A 21471-nucleotide genomic window follows, 5' to 3' on the forward strand; every position below is an offset into this window, starting at 1 on the left:
GTTGCGTGCCGCCATGGCGGTGCGGTGGTGAGACGCTGCACGGGGTCGCGTACATATGTGGGTGGCGCGGCTTGTACGGGGAGGTGGCAGGCAGAGTGGTGGATCAGCTGACGCAGCACGATCCGCGCAGGATCGGGCCGTTCGAGGTGCTGGGACGGCTCGGTGCCGGCGGCATGGGGCTGGTCTATCTCGCGCGTTCGGCGTCGGGCCGGCGCGTGGCGATCAAGACGGTCCGTACGGAGCTCGCCGAGGACCAGCTCTTCCGCGTCCGCTTCACCCGCGAGGTGGAGGCGGCCCGGGCGGTCTCCGGCTTCTACACGGCGGCCGTGGTCGACGCGGACCCGCGTGCGGCCGTGCCGTGGCTGGCCACCGCGTACGTCCCCGCGCCCTCCCTCGAAGAGATAGTGAACGAGTGCGGGCCGCTCCCGGCCCAGGCGGTGCGCTGGTTCGCGGCAGGCGTCGCCGAGGCCCTGCAGTCCATCCACGGCGCAGGGCTGGTCCACCGTGACCTCAAGCCCTCCAACGTCCTGGTGGTCGAGGACGGCCCCCGGGTGATCGACTTCGGTATCGCGTCCGGCGTCTCGAACACCCGTTTGACGATGACGAACGTCGCCGTCGGCACCCCCGCCTACATGTCCCCCGAGCAGGCCAAGGACTCCCGCAGCGTCACCGGCGCCAGCGACGTCTTCTCGCTCGGCTCCATGCTGGTCTTCGCCGCCACCGGCCACCCGCCCTTCCACGGCGCCAATCCGGTCGAGACGGTCTTCATGCTGCTGCGCGAGGGACCCGACCTCGAAGGCCTCCCGGACGAGCTGCGTCCGCTCATCGAGTCCTGCATGCAGATGGACGCCACGGCCCGCCCCAACCCGGCCGACCTCCAGGCCCAGCTGGCGCCCCACCTCTACGGCTCCGGCTCGGACGACAGCGGTACGGCGTCGGCGTGGCTGCCCGAGAAGGCCGTCGCCATGATCGAGACGCGGCGCGGCGGGCGCCCCGCACCCACCCAGACCGGCGGTGCCCGCAGCGGAGGCGGCCGCCCCGCCGCCGTACCGCCGCCGCCCGCCTACGACCCGCCACAGCCCGCGCCCGTCCCCGTGGGCGCCCCCGACACCGGCCCGGTGCGCCTGGCCGGCGCCCAGGTGCCCATCGGGCCCGGACCGCGCGTCGCCGACGCCCGGGCCGCCGCCGTGAAGGCGCCCCCGCCGGAGGCCGGCCTGGTCGCCTCCTGGTCGCGGCCGCGTCCCGGCGTCAACGGCACCGACGCCGCCGTGGGCCCGGCCGTACCGGCGCCCCCGCCCGCGCCGCCGGAGACCGCGGCCGGCTGGCGGCCCTGGCGGTTCCGCATGTCGAACGACGTGTGGGGCACCCCGGCCGTCGCCGGGGACCTCGTCTACGTCACCTCCTTCGAGGTGCACGCCCTGGACGTCGGCACCGGCCGCCGCCGCTTCAAGACGCGGGACGTGGCCTGGTCGATGGCGGTCGCGGACGGCCGTATCCACGCCTCCGACGGCCCCACCCTCTTCGCCCTCGACGCTCGCGAGGGCGCCGACCAGTGGCGGCTCGGCACCGACGCCTGGGTGTACTCCCTGAAGGCCGAGCACGGCACGGTCGTCACCGGCACGCGCGGTGGTGGCGTCCAGGCGTGGGACGCCTCGGGCGGGCAGAAGCTCTGGGAGATCGCCGGCTGCCAGACCGACTTCGAGTCCCCCGAGGCCGGACCCGCGCTCCACGAGGGCACGGTCTACGTCTGGCAGGAGGGCCGCCTGCGCGCCCTGGACGCCCGCACCGGCAAGGAGCGCTGGGCCTTCCCCATCGGCGACGCGGCCTCCTGCGGCGGGGTGCCGGTCCGGGTGGCGCAGGCCCACGACGGGTTCGTGTACATCTCGGCCGGGACGCGGGTCATGGCCCTCGACGTGGCGAGCGGACGGGTGCGCTGGCACTTCGAGGCCCCGGCGGTCTTCCTGTGCGCGCCGACCTTCGTGCCGGGGGCCGCGGTGACGGGCGGCGGGGTGTACCTCGCCGACTACCTCGGCACGGTCTACGCCCTCGACGCGACCGACGGCCGCGACCGCTGGCGCATCGCCACCGAGGCCCGGGCATCGGTCGAGCCGGTGCTGGTGGCCGCGGGCCATGTCCACGTGGGCAGCGGCAAGGGCCTGTACACGCTGGACGCGGTCACCGGTACGCCGAAGTGGCGGTTCCAGGCCGGCGGGGACATCGTCGGAGCCCCCGCGGTCGCCGAGGGCCGTATCCACTTCGGGTCCACGGACCATCTGCTCTACACCCTGAAGGCCGACGACGGCCGCCTGCGCTGGAAGCTCGCGACCGGCGGGGAGATCACCGGCTCGCCGGTGGTCAGGGACGGGGTCGTGTACGCGTGCAGCAAGGACCGCTGCGTGTACGCCCTGGACGCGGAGAAGGGGACGGGGACGGCCAGGGCGACCTGAGCGGGATGTCGGTGGCGCCCATTAGAGTGATCACATGCATTCACGGGGGCGTGTTCTCAGGTTTACGGCGGTCACGGCGACGGTGGTCCTCGCGCTGACGGGGTTCTCCAGCGGTCACAAGAGCGGCGGGCGGCACAAGAGCAGTCACCGGGACAGTGACGGCGGCGGGGGGTGCAGCAGCTCCAGCCAGGACCACGACAGCTACACGCCGGCCCGCACCACCGGCACCCGCCGCGCCTCGACGCTCCAGGACGGCACGGCGACGGTGGTGAGCTGCGCGACGAAGGCGACCCCGTACACGACGATCGAGGTCAGCAACCCGAACAGCCGCCGGGGCACCTTCGAGGTCGCGTTCTCCTTCACCGACGCCGCAGGCCGGACGCTGAACTCCGGGGACAAGCAGGTCTCGGTGTCCGGCAGAGGCACGTCGAAGATCAAGGTGCCGACCGGCCAGGCCGTTCTGGCGAAGCTCGACCACTGCTGGGTCGAACCGGCAGCCGACCTGGTGAACTGACCGTCAGCCCCGCAGCTCCGTAAGGAACTCCACCAGCGCCGCGTTCACCTCGCCGGGCCGCTCCTGCTGGGTCCAGTGGCCGCAGCCCGGCAGCAGGACCGGGTCGCGGACCAGGTTCGGCATCAACTCCGGCAGGCGCTCGATCAGTTCCGGGGTGCCGGGGAAGGCCGGGACCAGATCGCGGTCGCCGTACAGGTAGAGCGCGGGCGGGGTGGCCCTCGCGTCGTGCCAGGGCGCGGTCAGCTCCCAGTTGCGGTCCAGGTTGCGGTACCAGTTGAGGGCACCGGTGAAGCCCTTGGCGTAGCTCTCGGTGAGCTCGTCGAGGTCGGCCTCGGTGAGCCAGTCAGGGAGCTCCTCTGGGTCCGGCATGTCCGCGAGCCAGCCGCGGTCCAGGTCGGTCACCAGGGCCTGCTCGTAACGCCCGCCGCCTTCGCCGTCGCCCGAGGCTCCGACCAGCAGCCTGCGCAGGGCCGATCGGGGGTCGGCGCCGAACTCGGCGTCGGCCATCCCGGGCTGTTGGAAGTAGTTCCAGTAGAAGTGCCCGCCGAACCGCTCCCGCATGGTCGTGAGCGGCGGCCGCTCACCCCGGAACGGCGGCGGCACGCTCAGCCCGGCCACCCCGCGCACCACGTCCGGCCGGAACAGCGCGGTGTGCCACGCGACCGGCGCCCCCCAGTCGTGCCCGACGACGAACGCCGTCTCCTCGCCCAGCGCGTGGACGAGACCGACGACATCCCCGACCAGATGGAAGATGCTGTACGCCGACACGTCGTCGGGGTGGTCGCTGGTGCCGTATCCGCGCTGGTCGGGCGCGACCACCCGGAACCCGGCGGCGGCCAGCGGGCCGAACTGGTGGCGCCAGGAGTGCCAGGACTCCGGGAAACCGTGCAGCAGCACGACGAGCGGCCCCTCGCCCTCCTCCGCGATGTGCAGCCGGATGCCGTTCACGTCGACCATGCGATGTTCAACCATGAGGCGAGCATACGCCTGTATAGGACACCGAAATTGCTAACGCAACCGGAACCCGGGCTGTCGCGAACGGAACAGTTCCGCCTGCCGCTCCGGGGGGAGGTTGCCGAGCGCGACCAGGTGCGGCGCCTGTGCGAACCCCCGCTGCACGGCCGCCTCCTTGGCCGCCCAGAGCGCGCGGACGGTGCCCTGCACCCCTTCCGGCGGATACCCGGCGATGATCTCGGCGGCGGCGGTCGCGGCCGCCGACGCCCCGCCCGGTGCGGTGATTTCGGTGACCAGGCCGATGGCGTGGGCGCGCTCGGCGGAGAGCCGCTCCGCCGTCCCCATCAGCGCCGTCCGGGCGGCCTCCCCGTGCGGCATGACCTGCGCCATGAGCACCGACTCGTAGGCGCTGACCATGCCGTAGGTGGTGTGCGGGTCGAAGAAGGTGGCGCCGGGGTCGGCGACGAGGAAGTCGCTCTCGCCGAGGAGGTAGAAGGCGCCCCCGCAGGCCATCCCGTTCACTGCGGCGATGACCGGTTTCCACAGGTCGTTGGATTTGGGGCCGGCCCGCAGGAGCGGATCGTCCGCCATGTAGGGGGAGTTCGGCTGCGGAACCTCGGCGTCCCGATCGAGGCCGGTGCAGAACGCCCGCTCCCCGGCGCCGGTGAGGACCACGGCCCGTACGGAGTCGTCGCACCGCAACTCCCCCCAGCAGGCGACGAGTGCGTCCCGCGTCTCCAGGTCGATGGCGTTCAGCCGGTGCGGCCGGTCGAGGGTGACGACGGCGACCCCGGTGTCCTTGTCGGCGGTGACCCGCAGGCCGGTCACGACAGCACCCACTGCGGAAGCCCGTCGGAGAACACCACGTGCACCCGGGCGCCGATCCGGATCCGGTGCGGGTCAAGGGAGTTGAGCGGCGCCCCCGCCGCGCTGACCAGGTTTCCGACCAGCCGTACCCGAGGTGCCTCCTCCAGTTCGACCACGATCACGTTGTACGGCGCCTGCGCCGCGTAGTCGGGGAGGAGGGGTGGGTGCGGGACGACGTAGGACCAGATCCGGCCGTGCCCGGAGACCGGCCGCCACTCGGTCCCGAAGGACCGGCAGTGCGGGCAGCAGGGCCGGGGCGGGAAACGGAGTTCGCCGCAGTCGGCGCAGGCCTGGACGCGCAGTTCGCCCCGGGCGGCGTACTGCCAGAAGGGGGCGCCCGTGGCGTCCTTCACCGGTTCGAGCATGTCAGCTCCCGTTGGTCCGGTTGGTCAGCAGCAGGGCGGAGGTGGGGACGCCCTCGCCGGCGGTGACGAGGCAGGTCGCGGCGTCCGGGACCTGGGCGGTGCTGGTCCCGCGCAGCTGCCGGACACCCTCGTCGATGAGGTTGAAGCCGTGCACGTAGGCCTCGGAGAGCCCCCCGCCCCCGGTGTTGATCGGCAGCCGTCCGCCGGTCTCCAGGGCGCCGCCCTCCGTGAAGGCGCCGCCCTCACCGCGTCCGCAGAAGCCGTAGCCCTCCAGGGAGAGCGGCACGAGGGCGGTGAACGCGTCGTAGATCTGGGCCACGTCGACGTCCTGCGGGGTGAAGTCGGCGTGTTTCCACAGGTGCCGGGCGGCGGTCCAGGCGGGTCCGGTGAGCGGGTCGTCGTTCCAGTAGTTGACCATGCCGTGGTGCTGGGCGGGCAGGCTCTGGGCGGCGGAGTGGACGTAGACGGGGGTGTTCGGGCAGTCCCGGGCGCGCTCCCTGCTGACCAGGACGCACGCCAACGCCCCGTCGGTCTCCAGGCAGTTGTCGAAGAGGCACAGGGGCTCGCTGATCCAGCGGGAGGTCATGTACATCTCGCGGGTCAGCGGGCGGTCGTACATGATCGCGGCCGGGTTCTGGTTGGCGCGGTTGCGGCAGGCGAGGGCGACGTTGAAGAGGTGGTCGCGGGTTACGCCGTACTCGTGCATGTAGCGGCGGGTGAGCATGGCGATCTCGTCGGCGGGGCGGAGCAGGCCGAAGGGTCTCGTCCACTGGGCCGGGGTGGGGAGTTGGACGGTGGTGTTGGTCCAGGGGCGGGGGCCCGAGCCGCGCTTGCGGGACCGCCAGGCGACCCCGACCGTGGCCTGGCCGCTCGCTATCGCCGCCGCGAGGTGGGCGACCGTCGCGCACGAACCACCGCCGCCGTAACCGACCTTGCTGAAGAAGGTGAGGTCGCCGAAGCCGACGGCCTTCGCCAGCTCGACCTCGTCCGTCTCCTCCATGGTGTACGAGGCCAGGGCGTCGACCTCGCCCGGGTCGATCCCGGCGTCGTCGAGGGCGGCGAGCACGGCCCGGCAGGCCAGGGTTCTCTCGTCCTCGGCGAGGCGTCTGGCGAACGGGGTCCGTCCGATGCCGACGATCGCCGTGGCGTCCTTGAGGGTCACGCTGCACGCACCTCCGCACACTGTGAGGCCTGCTGACAGCCCGTCAGGCTACAGCTAATCTGACGGGTAGTCAGCTAACGCGTTTCCGCTTTTCGGGGAGGCCGATGTGGAGTGGCGGAGCATCCCGGAGCTGGTCGGCTGGGCCGCGCGGCGGTACGCCGCCACGGAGGCGGTCGTCGAGGGCCGGAACCGCATCACGTACGGCGAGTTGGGGGCCCGCGTGGAACGGGCGGCGGCCGCGTGCGTCGCGAACGGCGTGCGGCCGGGCGACCGGGTGGCCGTCTGGGCCCCCAACTCCCTGGACTGGATGGTCTCGGCGCTCGGCGCGGTGTCGGCCGGGGCGGTCCTGGTCCCCCTCAACACCCGCTTCAAGGGCACCGAGGCCGCGGACGTGCTGCGCAGGAGCGGCACTCGGCTGCTGTTCGTCACCGGCACCTTCCTGGGCACCTCGTACGTGGCCTCCCTGCGCCGGGCGGTCGCGGAGGGGCCGGGGCTGCCGGACCTGGAGCAGGTGGTGGTGCTCTCGGACGACGCCCCCGCCGACTACCGCACGTGGAAGGACTTCCTGGCGAGCGGGGACGCGGTGGGGGAGGCGGAGGTGCGGGCGCGGGCCGCCGCCGTGGCCCCCGACCGGCCCTCGGACATCGTCTTCACGTCCGGGACCACCGGCCGCCCCAAGGGCGCGGTGATCACCCACGAGCAGACACTGCGGGCGTACGACGTCTGGTGCGAGCTGGCCGGACTGCGGCACGGCGACCGCTACCTCATCGTCAACCCCTTCTTCCACACCTTCGGTTACAAGGCCGGGGTGATCGCCTGTCTGATGCGCGGCGCGACGATGATCCCGCAGCCGGTGTTCGACGTGGACACCGTGCTGGCCAACATCGCGGCGGAACGGGTCTCGGTGCTGCCCGGCCCGCCCACCCTCCACCAGTCGCTCCTGGACCACCCGGCGCGCCCCTCCCACGACCTGTCCGCGCTGCGCCTGGTGGTCACGGGCGCGGCGGTGGTGCCGCTCAGACTGGTCGAGCAACTGCACGGCGAGCTGGGCGTGGAGACCGTCCTGACCGCGTACGGCCTCTCGGAGGCGAGCGGCATCGTCACGATGTGCCGGCGGGGCGACCCGCTGCCGGTGATCGCGTCGACGTCCGGGCGGGCCATCCCCGGGACGGAGGTGCGGGTCGAGGCGCCGGACGGGGAGCCCGGCGAGGTCCTGGTCCGCGGCTTCAACGTGATGCGCGGCTACTACCAGGACGAGGCGGCCACCGCGGAGGCGGTGACCGAGGACGGCTGGCTGCGCACCGGCGACATCGGCGTCCTGGACGCGGCGGGCAACCTGCGGATCACCGACCGGCTGAAGGACATGTTCATCGTCGGCGGCTTCAACGCGTACCCGGCGGAGATCGAGCAACTCCTCGGCCTGCACCCGGCGGTGGCCGACGTGGCCGTCGTCGGCGTCCCGGACGCCCGCCTCGGTGAGGTCGGCAAGGCGTACGTGGTCCGCCGCCCGGACGCGGTCCTGACCGCCGACGACCTGATCGCCTGGGCCCGCCGGGAGATGGCCAACTACAAGGTGCCCAGGACGGTGGAGTTCGTGGCACGGCTGCCCCGCAACGCGAGCGGGAAGGTGGTCAAGGGCGAACTGCGCCGGGGACCGGCCTGAACGGCCGCCCCCCCGGACACGCCTCGGCCGCGACGGCTCCCCCTCCGCGCCGCCGCGGCCGATCCCCGTGCGGGAAGGAAGTCCGATCAGACGGGCTCGTCCGTGGCGTGGATGTTGTCCGTGCCGGCCTCGGCCGTGCCCTCGTCCGCCTTGAGCGCCGTGGCCTTGAGCGGCTCGCTCGTCGCGTGGATGTTGTCCGTGCTCACCGGCGCCTCGTCCTCGACGTCGGTGGCGTGGATGTTGTCGGTGGTGTTCTTGTCGCTCATGGGACTGCCTCCCCTGACAGTTGGATGCTGATCTGTTGCCCGGCCCGGCGACTCCCCCGAGGGTCGCCGGGCCGGCTGTGCGACCGCTCACCGTAGTGCAACGGTCCAGGTCGACCCGCCTGCCCCCCGACGCGACGGAACGACAGGACGAGAGTGCCGGTCGCCGATAAACGAACGATGAACGTCCGCTCCCGGGCCTCCGGCGCCCTCCCGCTCCCGGCCCCCGGGAAGGCGCTCCTAGGCGAGGGCGAGCGGTGCGAGCAGGGCCCGTACCGAGTCCGCCTCCGGGGCTTCCAGGGCCTCGAAGAGATCCAGGGCCTCCCGCCAGCAGACCTGGGACCGGCCGGGCTGGCCGATGCCGCTCAGGGCGTGACCGAGGACCACGAGGACGTTGGCCCGGCGCCAGTCGCCGCCGATGCCGCGCAGCACGGTCAGGGCCGTCTCGGCGTTCGAGGCGGCCTGCGCCGGTCGCAGGGCGGCCAGGTCGGCCTCCGCCAGGCGGAACATGGACATGCCCTCCCACAGGCGCTGACGGCTGTCCTGGAACACCGTCAGGGCCTCCTGGAGACGCGCGGTCGCCTCGGGCAGCCTGCCGTGCTGGGTGAGGGCGAGGCCCAGCGCGTACCGGGCGTTGGCGCCCTTGAGGGCGTGGCCCATGGCGTCGTACATCTCCATGCCCTGCCGGGCCAGCGAGACCGCGCTCTCGGTGCGGCCGCCCGCCAGGTGGATGCGGGAGAGGTTGCACAGGGCGCTCGCCTCGCCGGTGGGGTCGTCGCAGGCGCGGAAGCCCTCGATGGCGCGGGTGAGGTGGGCCTCGCCGTCGTCGTTGCGGCTCTGGTAGACCGCGATCACCCCGAGGATGTTGTTCGCCCAGCTGCCCGCCAGCGGATCACTGGAGGCGACGGTCAGTTCGTGGGCGCGGGCGGCCTCCTCGTCGGCCAGGTCGAAGCGGCCGGTGACGCTGTGGGCGTAGGCCAGCGTGATCAGCGCCCGCGCCTCCGCACCCGGGTCACGGGCCTCGCGCGCGGCCTCCCGCAGGGCCGAGGCGACGCCTTCGTACGCCTTGGAGTTGGTGCCGGACTCCGCCAGGTCCACGGCGGCCCACAGGAGGTCGACCGCGCGCCGCAGGAATCCGGAGCCCGCGGACTGGCGCACGCAGGCGAGCAGCGACACCGCCTCGGCGTACAGCCAGTCCTGTGCCGCGTGCCGGTCGGCGAAGGTCAGCCCCGGGTACTCGGGGGTGGCCAGGTGGTCCACCAGCCGGTCCCCGGGCCGTTCGATCAGGTACACGCCCGCGACGGTGGCCAGGTAGAAGTCGAGGAGCCGGGACAGGGCGGCCGCACGCTCGCTGGGTGGCCACTCGTCGCGTTCGGCGCACGCACGCGCGTAGAGCCGTACGAGATCGTGGAACCGGTAGCGGCCGGGCGCCGCCGACTCCAGCAGTGAGGTGTCGACGAGGGCCTCCAGGAGGTCCTCGGTGTCCTCGGCGGGAAGGTCCAGTACGGCGGCGGCCGCGGCCAGCGAGATGTCCGGGCCGTCGGCGAGGCCCAGCAGCCGGAAGGCGCGGGCCTGAGCGGGCTCCAGCTGGCCGTAGCCGAGTTCGAAGGTCGCCTTCACCGCGAGGTCGCCTGCCTGGAGTTCGTCCAGGCGGCGGCGTTCGTCGGCGAGCTTCGCCGCGAGCACGGAGACCGTCCAGGTGCGGCGGGCCGCCAGGCGGGAGGCGGCGATGCGGATGGCGAGCGGGAGGAAGCCGCAGGCGGCGACCACGTCGAGGGCGGCCTTGCGCTCGGAGGCGACCCGCTCCTCGCCGACGATCTTCGTGAAGAGCTGGAGTGCCTCGTCGGGGGACATGACGTCCAGGTCGACCAGGTGGGCTCCGGCGAGGTCGACCATCCGCACCCGGGAGGTCACGAGGGCCGCGCAGCCCTCCGTGCCCGGTAGCAGGGGCCGTATCTGGGCCGCGTCGCGCGCGTTGTCGAGCAGGACGAGGATCCGGCGGCCGTCCAGGACCGAGCGGTACAGGGCGGCCCGTTCCTCCAGGGAGTCGGGGATCGCCGAGTCGGCGGTGCCGAGGGCTCTGAGGAAGGCACCGAGGACCGTCTCGGGGTCTGCGGCCCGCGCGCCGGCGCCCTGGAGGTCCACGTAGAGCTGCCCGTCGGGGAAGGCGGAGCGGGACTGGTGGGCCACGTGCACGGCCAGCGTGGTCTTGCCGACGCCGCCGATGCCGGCCAGCGCGGAGACCGCCATCACCCGGCCCTCGGAGCCGGAGGCGAGCACCTCGCTGAGTTCCTTGACGAAGGCTGCGCGGCCGGTGAAGTCCGGTACGGTCGCCGGGAGTTGGGCGGGGCGGACGGGGGTGGCGACCGGTTCGGGCTGCGGGGAGGAGGGTTCCGCGAGGCCGGGGTCGGCCTGGAGGATGCGCTGCTGGAGCTCGCGCAGGCCGGGGCGGGGGTCGACGCCGAGTTCGTCGGCGAGCAGGCGGCGGGTGTCGGCGTAGACCGCGAGGGCCTCCGCCTGGCGACCGCTGCGGTACAGGGCGAGCATGAGGAGTTCCCTGAGCCGCTCACGCAGGGGGTGCTCGGCGGTGAGGGCGGTGAGTTCGGAGACCGCCTCCGCGTGGCAGCCCTGCTCCAGGTCCATGTCCAGGCGGGATTCGAGGAGTTGCAGCCGCCACTCCTCCAGCCGTACGCGCTGTGCCTCGGCGTACGGCCCCGGCACGCCCGCCAGCACCTCGCCGTCCCACAGCGCCAGGGCCCGGGCGAGGGCGTCCCGCGCGTGACACAGGTCCCCGGCGCTCCGGGCCTTCTCCGCCTCGGTGGCCAGTTCCTGGGCGGCGGCGAGGTCCAGCGCGTCCTCGCCGAGCCCGCGGATCGCGTAACCGCCGGACTCGCTGACCAGGATGCCGGGGTCGAGGATCTTGCGGAGCCGGGAGGCGTACGTGCGTACGGCGGCCAGCGCCTGCGACGGGGGCTCCTCGCCCCACAGGGCGTCGATCAGCTCGGCGGCGGTCGCGGTACGGCCGTCGCGCAGCAACAGGGCGGCGAGCAGGGCGCGTTGCTGGGGGGAGCCGGTGTTCAGCAGTTCCTCACCGCGCCGGGCGCGCACCGGGCCCAGCACGGAGAAGCACAGCGGCGCGGGTTCCCCCGCGGCACCCGTGTCCTGCCCGGCCCCCGCCGAGGAGCCGGGACGCCTTTGCTCCGGCACCCGCGGTACACCGTCCATCGCCGTCCCCCTAGGGCCTGTTTACAACCCCGTCAGTCTGCCTTGTCCATGGCGGATGCGTCAGCTGTGGAGAGCCTGATCACAGGAGGACGCGCGGGATGTCACAAGGCCCTCACCCGCTCTTCGCACACTTCCGCACAGGAACGCCCGCGACGCCCCCGTCGGCACCCACCTCCCGAGACGACACCGGGAGCGGGCCGGACGGTTCCGTGCGGGCACGCGCACAAGTGACGGGTGACACCTATCCGTCCCCCTGCCGGAGGTGGCCGCACCCAACCCCGGCCCAGCGCCCCGCACAACCGCTGACGGCACAGCTGACGGACCGTCAGATCGGCGCTACCGTGGGCGCCATGGAGACCACGACGGCACTTCCGAAGATCATCTCCGTCGACGACCACACGGTGGAGCCCTCCGACGTCTGGCAGAACCGGCTCCCGAAGAAGTACCTCGACACCGGCCCCCGCATAGTCCGCGCCCCGCTGAAGGAGATCAGCTTCCTCGGCGGCCGCTTCAAGCCCGTGATGGGTGCCCCCGGCGAGGACGGCCCCCTCGGCGACTGGTGGCTGTACGAGGGACTCCAGCGTCCCCTCACCCGCCTCGACACCGCGGTCGGCTACAGCAGGGACGAGATCAAGCTGGAGGTCATCACCTACGAACAGATGCGCCCCGGCTCCTACGACGTCCCGCAGCGCCTCGCCGACATGGACGTCAACCACGTCCAGTCCGCCCTCTGCTTCCCGACCTTCCCGCGCTTCTGCGGCCAGACCTTCACCGAGGCCAAGGACCACGAACTGGGCCTGCTGTGCGTGCAGGCGTACAACGACTGGATGGTGGAGGAGTGGTGCGGCCCCCAGGCGCAGGGCCGACTCATCCCGCTCACCCTGATCCCGCTCTGGGACGCCGAGCTGGCCGCCGCGGAGGTCCGCCGCAACGCCGCCCGGGGCGTCCGCGCCGTCGCCTTCTCCGAGATACCCCCGCACCTGGGCCTGCCCTCCGTCCACTCAGACGACTGGGACCCCTTCCTCGCCGCCTGCGACGAGACCGGCACCGTCATCGCGATGCACATCGGCTCCAGCAGCCGCATGCCCTCCACCTCCGCCGACGCCCCGCCCGCCGTCGGCTCCACGATCACCTTCGCCAACTGCTGCTTCTCGATGGTCGACTGGCTGATGAGCGGCAAGTTCGAGCGCTTCCCGAACCTCAAGGTCATGTACGCGGAAGGCCAGATCGGCTGGATCCCGTACATCCTCGAACGCGCCGACGTCGTCTGGGAGGAGAACCGCGGCTGGGGCGGCGTCGCCGACAAGGTCCACCGCCCGCCGTCCGAACTCTTCACCGAGCATGTCTACGGCTGCTTCTTCGACGACGCCTTCGGCCTGAGGAACATCGACGCCATCGGTGTGGGCAACGTCCTCTACGAGACCGACTACCCCCACTCCGACTCCACCTGGCCGAAGTCCCGCGAGGTCGGCGAGGCGCAGATGGGGCACCTGGACGCCGAGGTGGTCGAGCGGATCGTGCGGGGCAACGCCATCGAGCTGCTCGGTCTCACTCCCGAGGGGCTGTGGAGCGGGGCATGAAGTACGGCATCCAGCTCCCCGTCCAGTCCCAGAGCACGATCTACGCCGAGCCCTGGGAAGCCGGCGCCGGCCCTGAGGATCTCGTCGAGATCGCCCGGGCCGCCGACCGCGCCGGGTTCGCGTACATCGCCGTCTGCGACCACGTGGCGATCCCGCGCCGCCTCGCCCCCGCGATGAGCACGGTCTGGTACGACCCGGTCGCCACCCTCGCCTACCTGGCGGGCGTGACCGAACGGGTGCGGCTGCTCAGCCATGTGGCCGTCGTGGGGCTGCGGCATCCGCTCCTCACCGCCAAGCAGTACGCCACCCTCGACCATCTCAGCGGCGGACGGCTGATCCTCGGGGTCGGCGCGGGACACGTCCAGGAGGAGTTCGAGGCGCTCGGGGTCGACTTCGCCGGGCGCGGGGCCGTCCTCGACGAGTCGGTCGACGCCCTGCGCAAGGCCCTCGGCCCCGACGAGTTCCCCGAACACCACGGCAAGCTCTACGACTTCGCCGATCTCGGCCAGCGTCCCCGGCCCACCCAGGCCCGCGTCCCGGTGTGGGTCGGCGGGTCCTCCCCGGCCGCCGTACGCCGTGCAGCCCTCAAGGGTGACGGGTGGCTGCCCCAGGGCGATCCCCGGGACCGGCTCCCCGCGCAGATCGAGCGGATACGGCGGCTGCGGGCGGAGGCGGGCGTCGAAGGGCCGTTCACCGTAGGGGCCATCGCCGGGCCGCTGTACCTCGGCACGCCCACGTGGGACGTCGGCCGCCGCACGCTCAGCGGGGCGCCGGACGCACTCGCCGAGTCCCTGCGCGCCTACCGCGCCATGGGCGTGGACCAGATCCAGGTGCGCTTCCGCAGCCGTGACCGCAAGGAACTCATCGACCAGATCTCGGCGTTCGGCGCCGACACCGCCCCCCACCTCTGAGGAGTCACCGCATGGGCAAGCTGGACGGACGTGTCGTCCTCGTCACCGGCGCGGCGCGCGGGCAGGGGGAGCAGGAGGCCCGGCTGTTCCGGGCGGAGGGCGCCGAGGTCGTCGTAGGGGATGTGCTGGACGAGCAGGGGAAGGCGCTCGCCGAGGAGATCGGGGCGCTGTACGTCCACCTGGATGTGAGCCAGGAGGCCGACTGGCGGCGGGCCACGGAGGCCGTCGTCGAGGAGTACGGGCGAGTCGACGGGCTGGTCAACAACGCCGGCATCCTGCGCTTCAACGCCCTTCTCGACACGCCTCTCGACGAGTTCATGCAGATCGTGAACGTCAACCAGGTCGGCTGCTTCCTCGGCATCAGGACCGTGGGGCCGGTCCTGGCCGACGGGGGCACGATCGTGAACACCGCTTCCTATACCGGCGTGACCGGGATGGCGGGCGTGGGCGCCTACGCGGCCTCCAAGCACGCGATCCTCGGGCTCACCCGGGTCGCCGCACTGGAGCTGGCACCGCGCGGTATCCGGGTGAACGCCATGTGCCCCGGCGCCGTCGACACCGCGATGTCCAACCCGGCCGTCCTGGACCCGTCGGCGGACGGGGCGGAGGCATCCCGGGGGCTCGACCGGTTCTACCGCAAGATCGTGCCGCTCGGCCGGATCGGGCGGCCGGAGGAGGTGGCGGCGCTCGCGCTGTTCCTGACCTCCGCCGACTCCTCGTACATCACCGGGCAGCCGTTCGTGATCGACGGCGGCTGGCTGGCGGGAGTCAGTGTCATCTGACTGACCGTCAGCTATTGACCCTCCATGCCGGTGGTGCCACAGTCACATCGAAACTGACGATCCGTCAGAAATATTCGGACCGGGGATGGTGACCCGCCTTGGAATTCGGGCTCTTTGTACAGGGATACGTGGGCAAGCGCGCCGAGACCGACCCGCTGGCCGAGCACAAGGCGCTGATGGAGGAGACCGAGTACGTCATCCAGGCGGACCGGTCCGGCTTCAAGTACGCCTGGGCGTCCGAGCACCACTTCCTGGAGGAGTACTCGCACCTCTCCGCCAACGACGTCTTCCTCGGCTACCTCGCGCACGCCACCGAGCGGATCCACCTGGGGTCGGGCATCTTCAATCCGCTCGCCCAGGTCAACCACCCCGTGAAGGTGGCCGAGAAGGTGGCCATGCTCGACCATCTCACCGAGAACCGCTTCGAGTTCGGGAGCGGGCGCGGGGCCGGGTCGCACGAGATCCTCGGGTTCATCCCCGGGGTGACCGACATGAACTACACCAAGGAGATCTGGGAAGAGACCATCGCCGAGTTCCCCAAGATGTGGCTCCAGGACGAGTACGTAGGCTTCCAGGGCAAGCACTGGCAGCTCCCGCCGCGGAAGGTGCTGCCGAAGCCGTACGGGAAGTCGCACCCCGCGATGTGGTACGCCGCCGGGTCGCCGCCGTCGTACGCGATGGCCGCCCGCAAGGGGCTCGGGGTGCTGGGCTTCAGCGTGCAGAAGGTCTCCGACATGGAGTGGGTCCTGGAGCAGTACAAGACGGCGGTGGTCGACGCCGAGCCGATCGGGGACTTCGTCAACGACAACGTGATGGTGACGACCACGGCGATCTGCGCGCCGACGCACGCCGAGGCGATCGACATCGCCGTGCGCGGGGAGCTGCACTACCTGCCCTCGCTGGTCTTCCGGTACCACGACACGTTCCCGCGGCCCGAGGGGTTCCCCGTGTGGCCCGAGACCCTGCCCGAGTACACCGCGGAGTTCGTCGAGCTGCTCATCGAGGAGGAGCTGCTGATCTGCGGCGACCCGGACGAAGTGGTCCGGCAGTGCAAGCGGTGGGAGCAGGCCGGGGCGGACCAGCTGAGCTTCGGACTGCCGGTGGGGGTGCCGAAGGAGGAGACGCTGCAGACGATTCGGCTCATCGGGGAGCACGTGATTCCGAAGATCGACACGGATCCTGTGCATCGGACTACGCGGTTCCGCCAGGGGGCCTGAGCGTTCGTCGGCGGGTGCGGGGCCGTGGGGGCTGGTCGCGCCCGCGCGGCGGAGCCGCAAATCGATACAGCCCCGCGCCCCTGAGTAGGTCCACCTTGCCCGGATTGGGAGGCAACGTCCATGCTTGATCACGTCATCAAAGGGGCGACCGTCGTCGATGGCACGGGTGCGCCCTCCTACACCGCCGACGTGGGTATTCGTGACGGTCGCATCGCCGTCATAGGGACGGGCACCGAGCCGTCCCGCTCCACCGAAGACGCCTCCGGGCTCGTCCTCGCCCCCGGGTTCGTCGATCCGCACACGCACTACGACGCCCAGCTGTTCTGGGATCCGTACGCGACGCCCTCGCTCAATCACGGGGTCACCACCGTCGCCGCCGGCAACTGCGGCTTCACCCTGGCGCCCCTGAACCCGGCCCGACCGGACGACGCCGACTACACCCGCCGCATGATGTCCAAGGTCGAGGGGATGTCGCTGGTCGCCCTGGAGGAGGGGGCGCCCTGGAGCTGGAGTTCCTTCGGGGAGTATCTGGACGCCCTGGAGGGACGGATCGCCGTCAACGCCGGATTCATGGTGGGGCATTGCGCGCTGCGGCGGTACGTGATGGGCCCGGACGCCGTCGGAGGGCAGCCGTCCGAGGAGCAACTCGCCCAGATGCTACGGCTGTTCCACGAGGCCATGGACGCCGGCGCCTGGGGATTCTCCACCACCCAGTCGTCCACGCACTCCGACGGGGACGGCAAGCCCGTCGCCTCCCGGCACGCCCTGCCCGGCGAACTCCTCGCGCTCTCCCGGGCCGTCGGGGAGCACGAGGGGACCCAGATCGAGGCGATCGTCGCCGGGTGCCTCGACCAGTTCAGCGACGCCGAGATCGAACTGTTCACGGAGATGAGCGCGGCGGCCGGGCGGCCGTTGAACTGGAACGTGCTGACCATCGACTCGTCCGTTCCGGAGCGGGTGCCGAGGCAACTGCTCGCGAGTGAGCAGGCGAAGAAGGCGGGCGGCCGGGTCGTCGCCCTGACCATGCCGATCCTCACCCCGATGAACATGTCCCTGGGCACCTTCTGCGCGCTGAACCTGATCCCCGGCTGGGGGCCGGTGCTCGCGCTGCCCGTCCCCGAGCGGATCGAGAGACTGCGCGATCCGGACGTACAGCGGGAACTGCTCCGGCAGTCCCAGTCCAAGGAGGCCGGCGTCTTCCGGCGGCTGACCAACTTCGGCCGGTACGTCATCGGCGACACCTACAGCGACACCAACCGCGGGCTCAGCGGGCGGGTCGTGGAGGACATCGCGGCCGAGCGCGGGCAGGAACCGTTCGACGCGTTGGTCGAGATCTGCGCGGCCGACTCCTTGCGTACGGTCCTGTGGCCCATGCCCACCGACAACGACCCGGCGTCCTGGGCGATGCGCGCCGAGGCCTGGCAGCACGAGGACGTCCTGCTCGGCGGGTCCGACGCGGGCGCGCACCTGGACCGGATGTGCGGGGCGCCGTACACGACCCGCTTCCTCGGGGACTGTCTGCGCGGGCGGAAGCTGACGTCGTTGGAGCAGGCCGTGAAGATGCTCACCGACGACCCGGCCCGGCTGTTCGGGCTGCGGGAGCGCGGGCGGATCCAGGAGGGCTTCCATGCGGATCTCGTCCTCTTCGACCCGGAGCGGATCGCCGCGGGCACGGCCACCCTGGTGCACGACCTGCCGGGTGACAGTCCGCGGCTGGACTCCAAGGCGATCGGGGTACGGGCCGTGTGGGTCAACGGGGTCGAGGCGATCCGGGACGACGTGGTGAGCGGGGCCGTGCCGGGCCGGGTGCTGCGGTCGGGGCGGGACACGCGGACGGTGAGTACGAGGTGAGTTCGCCGGGTGGTTCTGGTGGTTCCTCGGACGGGCGGCGGCTGTTCGTCGGCGGCGAGTGGGTGGCGCCGGACGGCGGGCACTACGCGGTGGTCGACCCGGCCACCGAGGAGACCGTCGGATGGGCTCCGGAGGCCTCGCGGGATCAGGTGCACGCGGCCTGCGCCGCGGCCCGCGAGGCCTTCGGGCCGTGGTCGCGCACGACGCCGGAGGAGCGGGGCGCCGTGCTGGCCCGGGCCTCCGACATCATCCGTTCCCGCCTGGTGCCGTACGCCGAACTGGCCCAGGCCGAGACCGGCGCGACCACCGGTGTGGCCCGGGGCATGCAGGTCGGTGTGGCCGCCGCCCGCTTCCGGCGGTACGCGCGGGTCGAGCCCGCCGAGTGGGCGATCCCGCCGCAGGTCAACGAGGCCGGGCCGATGGGGAAGGCCGCGGTGATGGGCGCGCTGGCCGTCCGGCAGCCCGTCGGGGTGGTCACCTGCATCACCTCGTACAACAACCCGTGGGCGAACCCGGCAGGGAAGATCGCCCCCGCCCTGGCCATGGGCAACACCGTCGTCGTGAAACCCGCCCCGCAGGACCCCCTCTCCGTCTACCGCATGGCGGAGGCGCTGGAGTCCGCCGGGGTGCCGCGCGGGGTCGTGAACGTGGTGAGCGGCCGTGGCGTGGAGGTCGGCGAGGCCGCCGTCGACTCGCCCGACGTCGACATGGTCAGCTTCACCGGCTCCACGGCGGTCGGACAGCGCATCGGCGAGGTGTGCGGGCGGTCCATGAAGCGGCAGCTCATGGAGCTGGGCGGGAAGGGGGCGGCGGTCGTCTTCGAGGACGCGGATCTCGCCTCGGCGGTGGCCGGGATCGGGACCACCTTCTCCTTCTACAGCGGGCAGATCTGCACGGCACCGACGCGGGTGCTGGTGCAGCGGGGCGTCTACGAGCAGTTCGTCGATCAACTCGCCCGTTACGCCGGGAGGTTGAAGCTGGGCGACCCCCGGGAGACCGGGACGGTGGTCGGACCGGTGATCTCGGCGGCACACCGGGAGCGGGTGGAGTCGTACGTCGAACTGGGCCGCAAGGAGGGCGCATCCGTCGTCGTGGGCGGTGAACGGCCGCCCCTGGCACGTGGCTTCTACGTCGCCCCGACCCTCCTCGCCGACTGCGGCCCGGAGATGCGCGTGGTCCGTGAGGAGATCTTCGGTCCGGTCGTGACCGTGACGCCCTTCGGCGACGAGGAGGAGGGGATCGCCCTCGCCAACGACAGCGACTACGGCCTGATCGACTACGTCTGGTCGGCGGACGTCGCCCGCGCCTTCCGCGTGGCGCGACAACTGCGGGCCGGGGGAGTCGGGGTCAACACCGTCGCCCGCAACATGGAGGCGCCGTTCGGCGGCTTCCGCAGGAGCGGGGTCGGTCGGGACTGCGGCTCGTACGCGCTGCACGCCTACAGCGAGGTGCAGTCGATCGTCTGGCCGGGGTGAGACGGCTTCCCGGGGCGGGGTCCGGTCACCGGGGTTCGGCCAACTGGCCGGTAACCCCGCGGTGGGCCCGTAGAGTCCCGGAGCGGAGGGCGCCGGCGCCGCTGCTGTCGCCCTGACTGCCAGTCAAGAACCGTTCCGGAGAACAGACTTGAAGCTCACCAAGCGACTTGCCCTGACCACCGCGGGCCTCGCCGCCGCGACCGCCCTGCTGGGCACGACCACCGGTCACGCCACCCCCTCGGACCCCGCGCCCAGGCCCGTGAAGGCCCCGGCGGCCCTCAAGGTGCCCGACGGCAACAAGCTGACCGGCGTGTACCCGGCCCGCGGCGTGCAGACCTACACCTGCACCGACGGTGCCTGGAAGCTCCTGGAGCCCGCCGCGACCCTCTCCGACAGGAGAGGCCGCACGGTCGCGCTCCACTCCCGCGGCCCGGTCTGGGTCTCCACGGTGGACGGCAGCGCGGTGAACGCCACGGCGATCGCCAACTCCCCCAAGACCGGCACCATCCCCGAACTCCTCCTCCAGGCCACCGCCACCCGGGGGACGGGCGTCTTCGCGGGCGTCTCCTACATCCAGCGCCTGAACACCACCGGCGGCGTGGCACCGACCACCGCCTGCACCGGCACGGACCAGGTGAGCGTGGCGTACACGGCGACGTACGCCTTCTACAAGCCGGCGAAGTGACGCGGGTGACTCTCTGAGCGGGACCGCCGCCGTGCCGCTCGGGGAGTCACTGGTCGAGATCCACCCGTACCGTCAGCTGTCCGGCTCCTATCGCCCGCACAGCCGCGCTGTTGAGCAGGGGAAGGCCGCGCAGGCGTACGGCGGTGTCGTCGTCCGGCATGAGATGGGCGGTCCCGGTGTGCCACCGCCCGCGGATGCGTACCCGTACCCGTGGGTCGGCCTTGATGTTGCGGACGTACTGGGACCGCTCGCCGAACTCCGAGACCAGCCAGAAGGCTCCGCCGACCCGCTTGCCGCCCACCGGGGTCCGGCGGGGCAGGCCGGAAGCGCGGCCTGTGGTCTCCAGGACGGTCTGCAGGGGCAGTCGGCGCATGATCGGGTTGAGGCGGCGCTGAAGGGCCGTGGCGGCGCGGTACTTGCGCTCGGCGTTGCGGGACATGGGCGGTGAGACTCCTGTCTCTTGTCTTCCGTATCCTGACCGGCGGCCTCGATGATCTCAGGGTGCGGCGGCCATGCGGATGAGGGGTGTCGGCGATGCGTGTGGTGACCTGGAACCTGTGGTGGCGCTTCGGCCCGTGGCAGGAACGCCAGAAGGCGATCCTCGCGGTGCTGCGGGAGTTGCGGCCGGACGTGGTCGGGCTCCAGGAGGTGTGGTCGGCGGGTTCCGAGAACCTCGCGGAGTGGCTGGCCGGTGAACTCGGCCTGCACTGGGCGTGGGCCGCGTCGCCCGCCTCGGAGCGCTGGCAGCGGCGGATAGGCGACCCGGGGGTGGAGGTCGGCAACGCGGTACTGAGCCGCTGGCCGGTGGTCGACCGGGCCGTCCTGCGGCTGCCGGCCCCCGACGCGCTGGACGACGGCCGCCTCGCCTTCCACACCCGGCTGGCCGGACCGTCGTACGACATCCCCTTCTTCACCACCCACCTCACCTCGGCCCCGACCGCCTCCGCGATCCGCTGCCAACAGGTCACGGCACTGGCGGAGTTCGTGGCCGCCCACCGCTCCGGCACCGACTTCCCCCCGGTGATCACCGGCGACTTCAACGCCTGGCCCGACTCCGACGAGATCCGCCTCTTCGGCGGCTACCGGACAGCCCCGGCCGCGCCGGGCCAACTCTTCCTCGACGCCTGGGAGTACGCGGACCCGACGGCCCCCTCCGCGACCTGGGACCCCGCCAACCCACACGTCCGCATGTCCCCGCCGGCCCGCATCGACTACATCCACGTGGGCCCGCCGGGTCCTGCGGGTCTGGGCCACGTCCTGGACGTCCGGCGCGCGGGGGACGGGCCGGTGGACGGGGTGTGGCCGTCGGACCATGCGGCGGTGGTCGCCGACCTGGCGGACGGGTCAGATTGACTTCAGCAGGGCGGTGAAGGCTGCGCGGCTGACGGTGATGACGGTTTCTGCGGCGTCCGAGTCGGTGAGGTGGACGCCGTCGGGGTCGGTGGATATGTGTACACAGGCTTCGCCCTCCTGGCAGTAGGACGACTTCCGCCAGACGTGGGTGGTCATC

The 21471-nt window shown here is 72.1% G+C and carries 19 protein-coding genes; 11 read left to right on the forward strand and 8 right to left on the reverse strand.

What is annotated here, in order from left to right; all coding sequences use genetic code 11:
* Positions 1-95 precede the first annotated feature (95 nt).
* Together ABZT06_RS43035 and ABZT06_RS43040 are read left to right on the forward strand one after the other, a co-directional pair.
* The gene (locus tag ABZT06_RS43035; protein WP_355753625.1) at positions 96-2447 is read left to right on the forward strand and encodes a serine/threonine-protein kinase; all 2352 of its coding nucleotides are present in this window, start codon (positions 96-98) and stop codon (positions 2445-2447) included.
* Between the two features lie 34 nt (positions 2448-2481).
* On the forward strand, positions 2482-2961 hold the full coding sequence (locus ABZT06_RS43040) for a hypothetical protein (protein ID WP_355753627.1): 480 nt from the start codon (positions 2482-2484) through the stop codon (positions 2959-2961).
* A gap of 3 nt (positions 2962-2964) precedes the next feature.
* On the opposite strand, the gene ABZT06_RS43045 is transcribed toward ABZT06_RS43040, so the two are convergent.
* From ABZT06_RS43045 to ABZT06_RS43060, 4 genes are read right to left on the reverse strand one after another with little or no spacing between them, the layout of a single operon-like run.
* Positions 2965-3933 carry an alpha/beta hydrolase gene (locus ABZT06_RS43045; RefSeq protein WP_355753629.1) on the reverse strand — a complete coding sequence of 323 codons (969 nt, stop codon included), beginning with the start codon at positions 3931-3933 and terminating at the stop codon, positions 2965-2967.
* A gap of 36 nt (positions 3934-3969) precedes the next feature.
* Positions 3970-4755, reverse strand: coding sequence for an enoyl-CoA hydratase/isomerase family protein (locus ABZT06_RS43050; RefSeq protein WP_355753631.1), 786 nt, complete (start codon positions 4753-4755; stop codon positions 3970-3972).
* A complete protein-coding gene (locus ABZT06_RS43055; protein ID WP_355753633.1) occupies positions 4740-5147 on the reverse strand; it encodes a Zn-ribbon domain-containing OB-fold protein in 408 nt (135 codons plus the stop codon). The genes ABZT06_RS43050 and ABZT06_RS43055 overlap by 16 nt, the downstream gene beginning before the upstream one ends.
* A gap of 1 nt (position 5148) precedes the next feature.
* Complete coding sequence (locus ABZT06_RS43060) at positions 5149-6309, reverse strand: lipid-transfer protein (RefSeq protein WP_355753635.1); 1161 nt, start codon at positions 6307-6309, stop codon at positions 5149-5151.
* A gap of 106 nt (positions 6310-6415) precedes the next feature.
* On the opposite strand from ABZT06_RS43060, the gene ABZT06_RS43065 reads away from it, so the two are divergent.
* Positions 6416-7972 (forward strand): FadD3 family acyl-CoA ligase, encoded by a 1557-nt coding sequence (locus ABZT06_RS43065; protein ID WP_355753637.1) that lies wholly within the window; start codon positions 6416-6418, stop codon positions 7970-7972.
* Positions 7973-8058: 86 nt separating this feature from the next.
* Here ABZT06_RS43065 and ABZT06_RS43070 read toward each other — a convergent pair whose 3' ends face one another.
* Positions 8059-8238, reverse strand: coding sequence for a hypothetical protein (locus tag ABZT06_RS43070; RefSeq protein ID WP_355753639.1), 180 nt, complete (start codon positions 8236-8238; stop codon positions 8059-8061).
* A gap of 237 nt (positions 8239-8475) precedes the next feature.
* A complete protein-coding gene (locus ABZT06_RS43075; RefSeq protein WP_355753641.1) occupies positions 8476-11460 on the reverse strand; it encodes a BTAD domain-containing putative transcriptional regulator in 2985 nt (994 codons plus the stop codon).
* Between the two features lie 341 nt (positions 11461-11801).
* Here ABZT06_RS43075 and ABZT06_RS43080 point away from each other — a divergent pair, with 341 nt between their 5' ends.
* The 7 genes from ABZT06_RS43080 to ABZT06_RS43110 all read left to right on the forward strand — a co-directional run bounded on the left by ABZT06_RS43080 (position 11802) and on the right by ABZT06_RS43110 (position 19961).
* Positions 11802-13040 carry an amidohydrolase family protein gene (locus ABZT06_RS43080; RefSeq protein ID WP_355753643.1) on the forward strand — a complete coding sequence of 413 codons (1239 nt, stop codon included), beginning with the start codon at positions 11802-11804 and terminating at the stop codon, positions 13038-13040.
* Complete coding sequence (locus ABZT06_RS43085) at positions 13037-13951, forward strand: LLM class F420-dependent oxidoreductase (protein WP_355753645.1); 915 nt, start codon at positions 13037-13039, stop codon at positions 13949-13951. Before ABZT06_RS43080 ends, ABZT06_RS43085 begins: the two co-directional genes overlap by 4 nt.
* Before the next feature lie 11 nt (positions 13952-13962).
* On the forward strand, positions 13963-14733 hold the full coding sequence (locus tag ABZT06_RS43090; RefSeq protein WP_355753647.1) for an SDR family oxidoreductase: 771 nt from the start codon (positions 13963-13965) through the stop codon (positions 14731-14733).
* 98 nt (positions 14734-14831) lie between these two features.
* Positions 14832-15950: an LLM class flavin-dependent oxidoreductase gene (locus ABZT06_RS43095; RefSeq protein WP_355753649.1), complete on the forward strand. Its 1119-nt coding sequence runs from the start codon at positions 14832-14834 to the stop codon at positions 15948-15950.
* Between the two features lie 120 nt (positions 15951-16070).
* A complete protein-coding gene (locus tag ABZT06_RS43100) occupies positions 16071-17801 on the forward strand; it encodes a D-aminoacylase (RefSeq protein WP_355753651.1) in 1731 nt (576 codons plus the stop codon).
* The gene (locus ABZT06_RS43105) at positions 17798-19276 is read left to right on the forward strand and encodes an aldehyde dehydrogenase family protein (RefSeq protein WP_355753653.1); all 1479 of its coding nucleotides are present in this window, start codon (positions 17798-17800) and stop codon (positions 19274-19276) included. The genes ABZT06_RS43100 and ABZT06_RS43105 overlap by 4 nt, the downstream gene beginning before the upstream one ends.
* A 148-nt stretch (positions 19277-19424) precedes the next feature.
* Entirely contained in the window at positions 19425-19961 is a 537-nt protein-coding gene (locus tag ABZT06_RS43110) for a DUF3455 domain-containing protein (RefSeq protein WP_355753655.1), read from the forward strand.
* Between the two features lie 46 nt (positions 19962-20007).
* On the opposite strand, the gene ABZT06_RS43115 is transcribed toward ABZT06_RS43110, so the two are convergent.
* Positions 20008-20400, reverse strand: a complete 393-nt coding sequence (locus ABZT06_RS43115; RefSeq protein WP_355753657.1) for a nitroreductase/quinone reductase family protein — start codon at positions 20398-20400, stop codon at positions 20008-20010.
* 95 nt (positions 20401-20495) lie between these two features.
* On the opposite strand from ABZT06_RS43115, the gene ABZT06_RS43120 reads away from it, so the two are divergent.
* Positions 20496-21314: an endonuclease/exonuclease/phosphatase family protein gene (locus ABZT06_RS43120; protein ID WP_355753659.1), complete on the forward strand. Its 819-nt coding sequence runs from the start codon at positions 20496-20498 to the stop codon at positions 21312-21314.
* On the opposite strand, the gene ABZT06_RS43125 is transcribed toward ABZT06_RS43120, so the two are convergent.
* Positions 21306-21470, reverse strand: coding sequence for a DUF397 domain-containing protein (locus ABZT06_RS43125; protein WP_355753662.1), 165 nt, complete (start codon positions 21468-21470; stop codon positions 21306-21308). The two genes, ABZT06_RS43120 and ABZT06_RS43125, sit on opposite strands and share 9 nt — an antisense overlap.
* Between the last annotated feature and the right edge of the window lies 1 nt (position 21471).

The organism is Streptomyces sp. NPDC005483 (genome assembly GCF_040606035.1).
Taxonomy (GTDB): Bacteria; Actinomycetota; Actinomycetes; order Streptomycetales; family Streptomycetaceae; genus Streptomyces.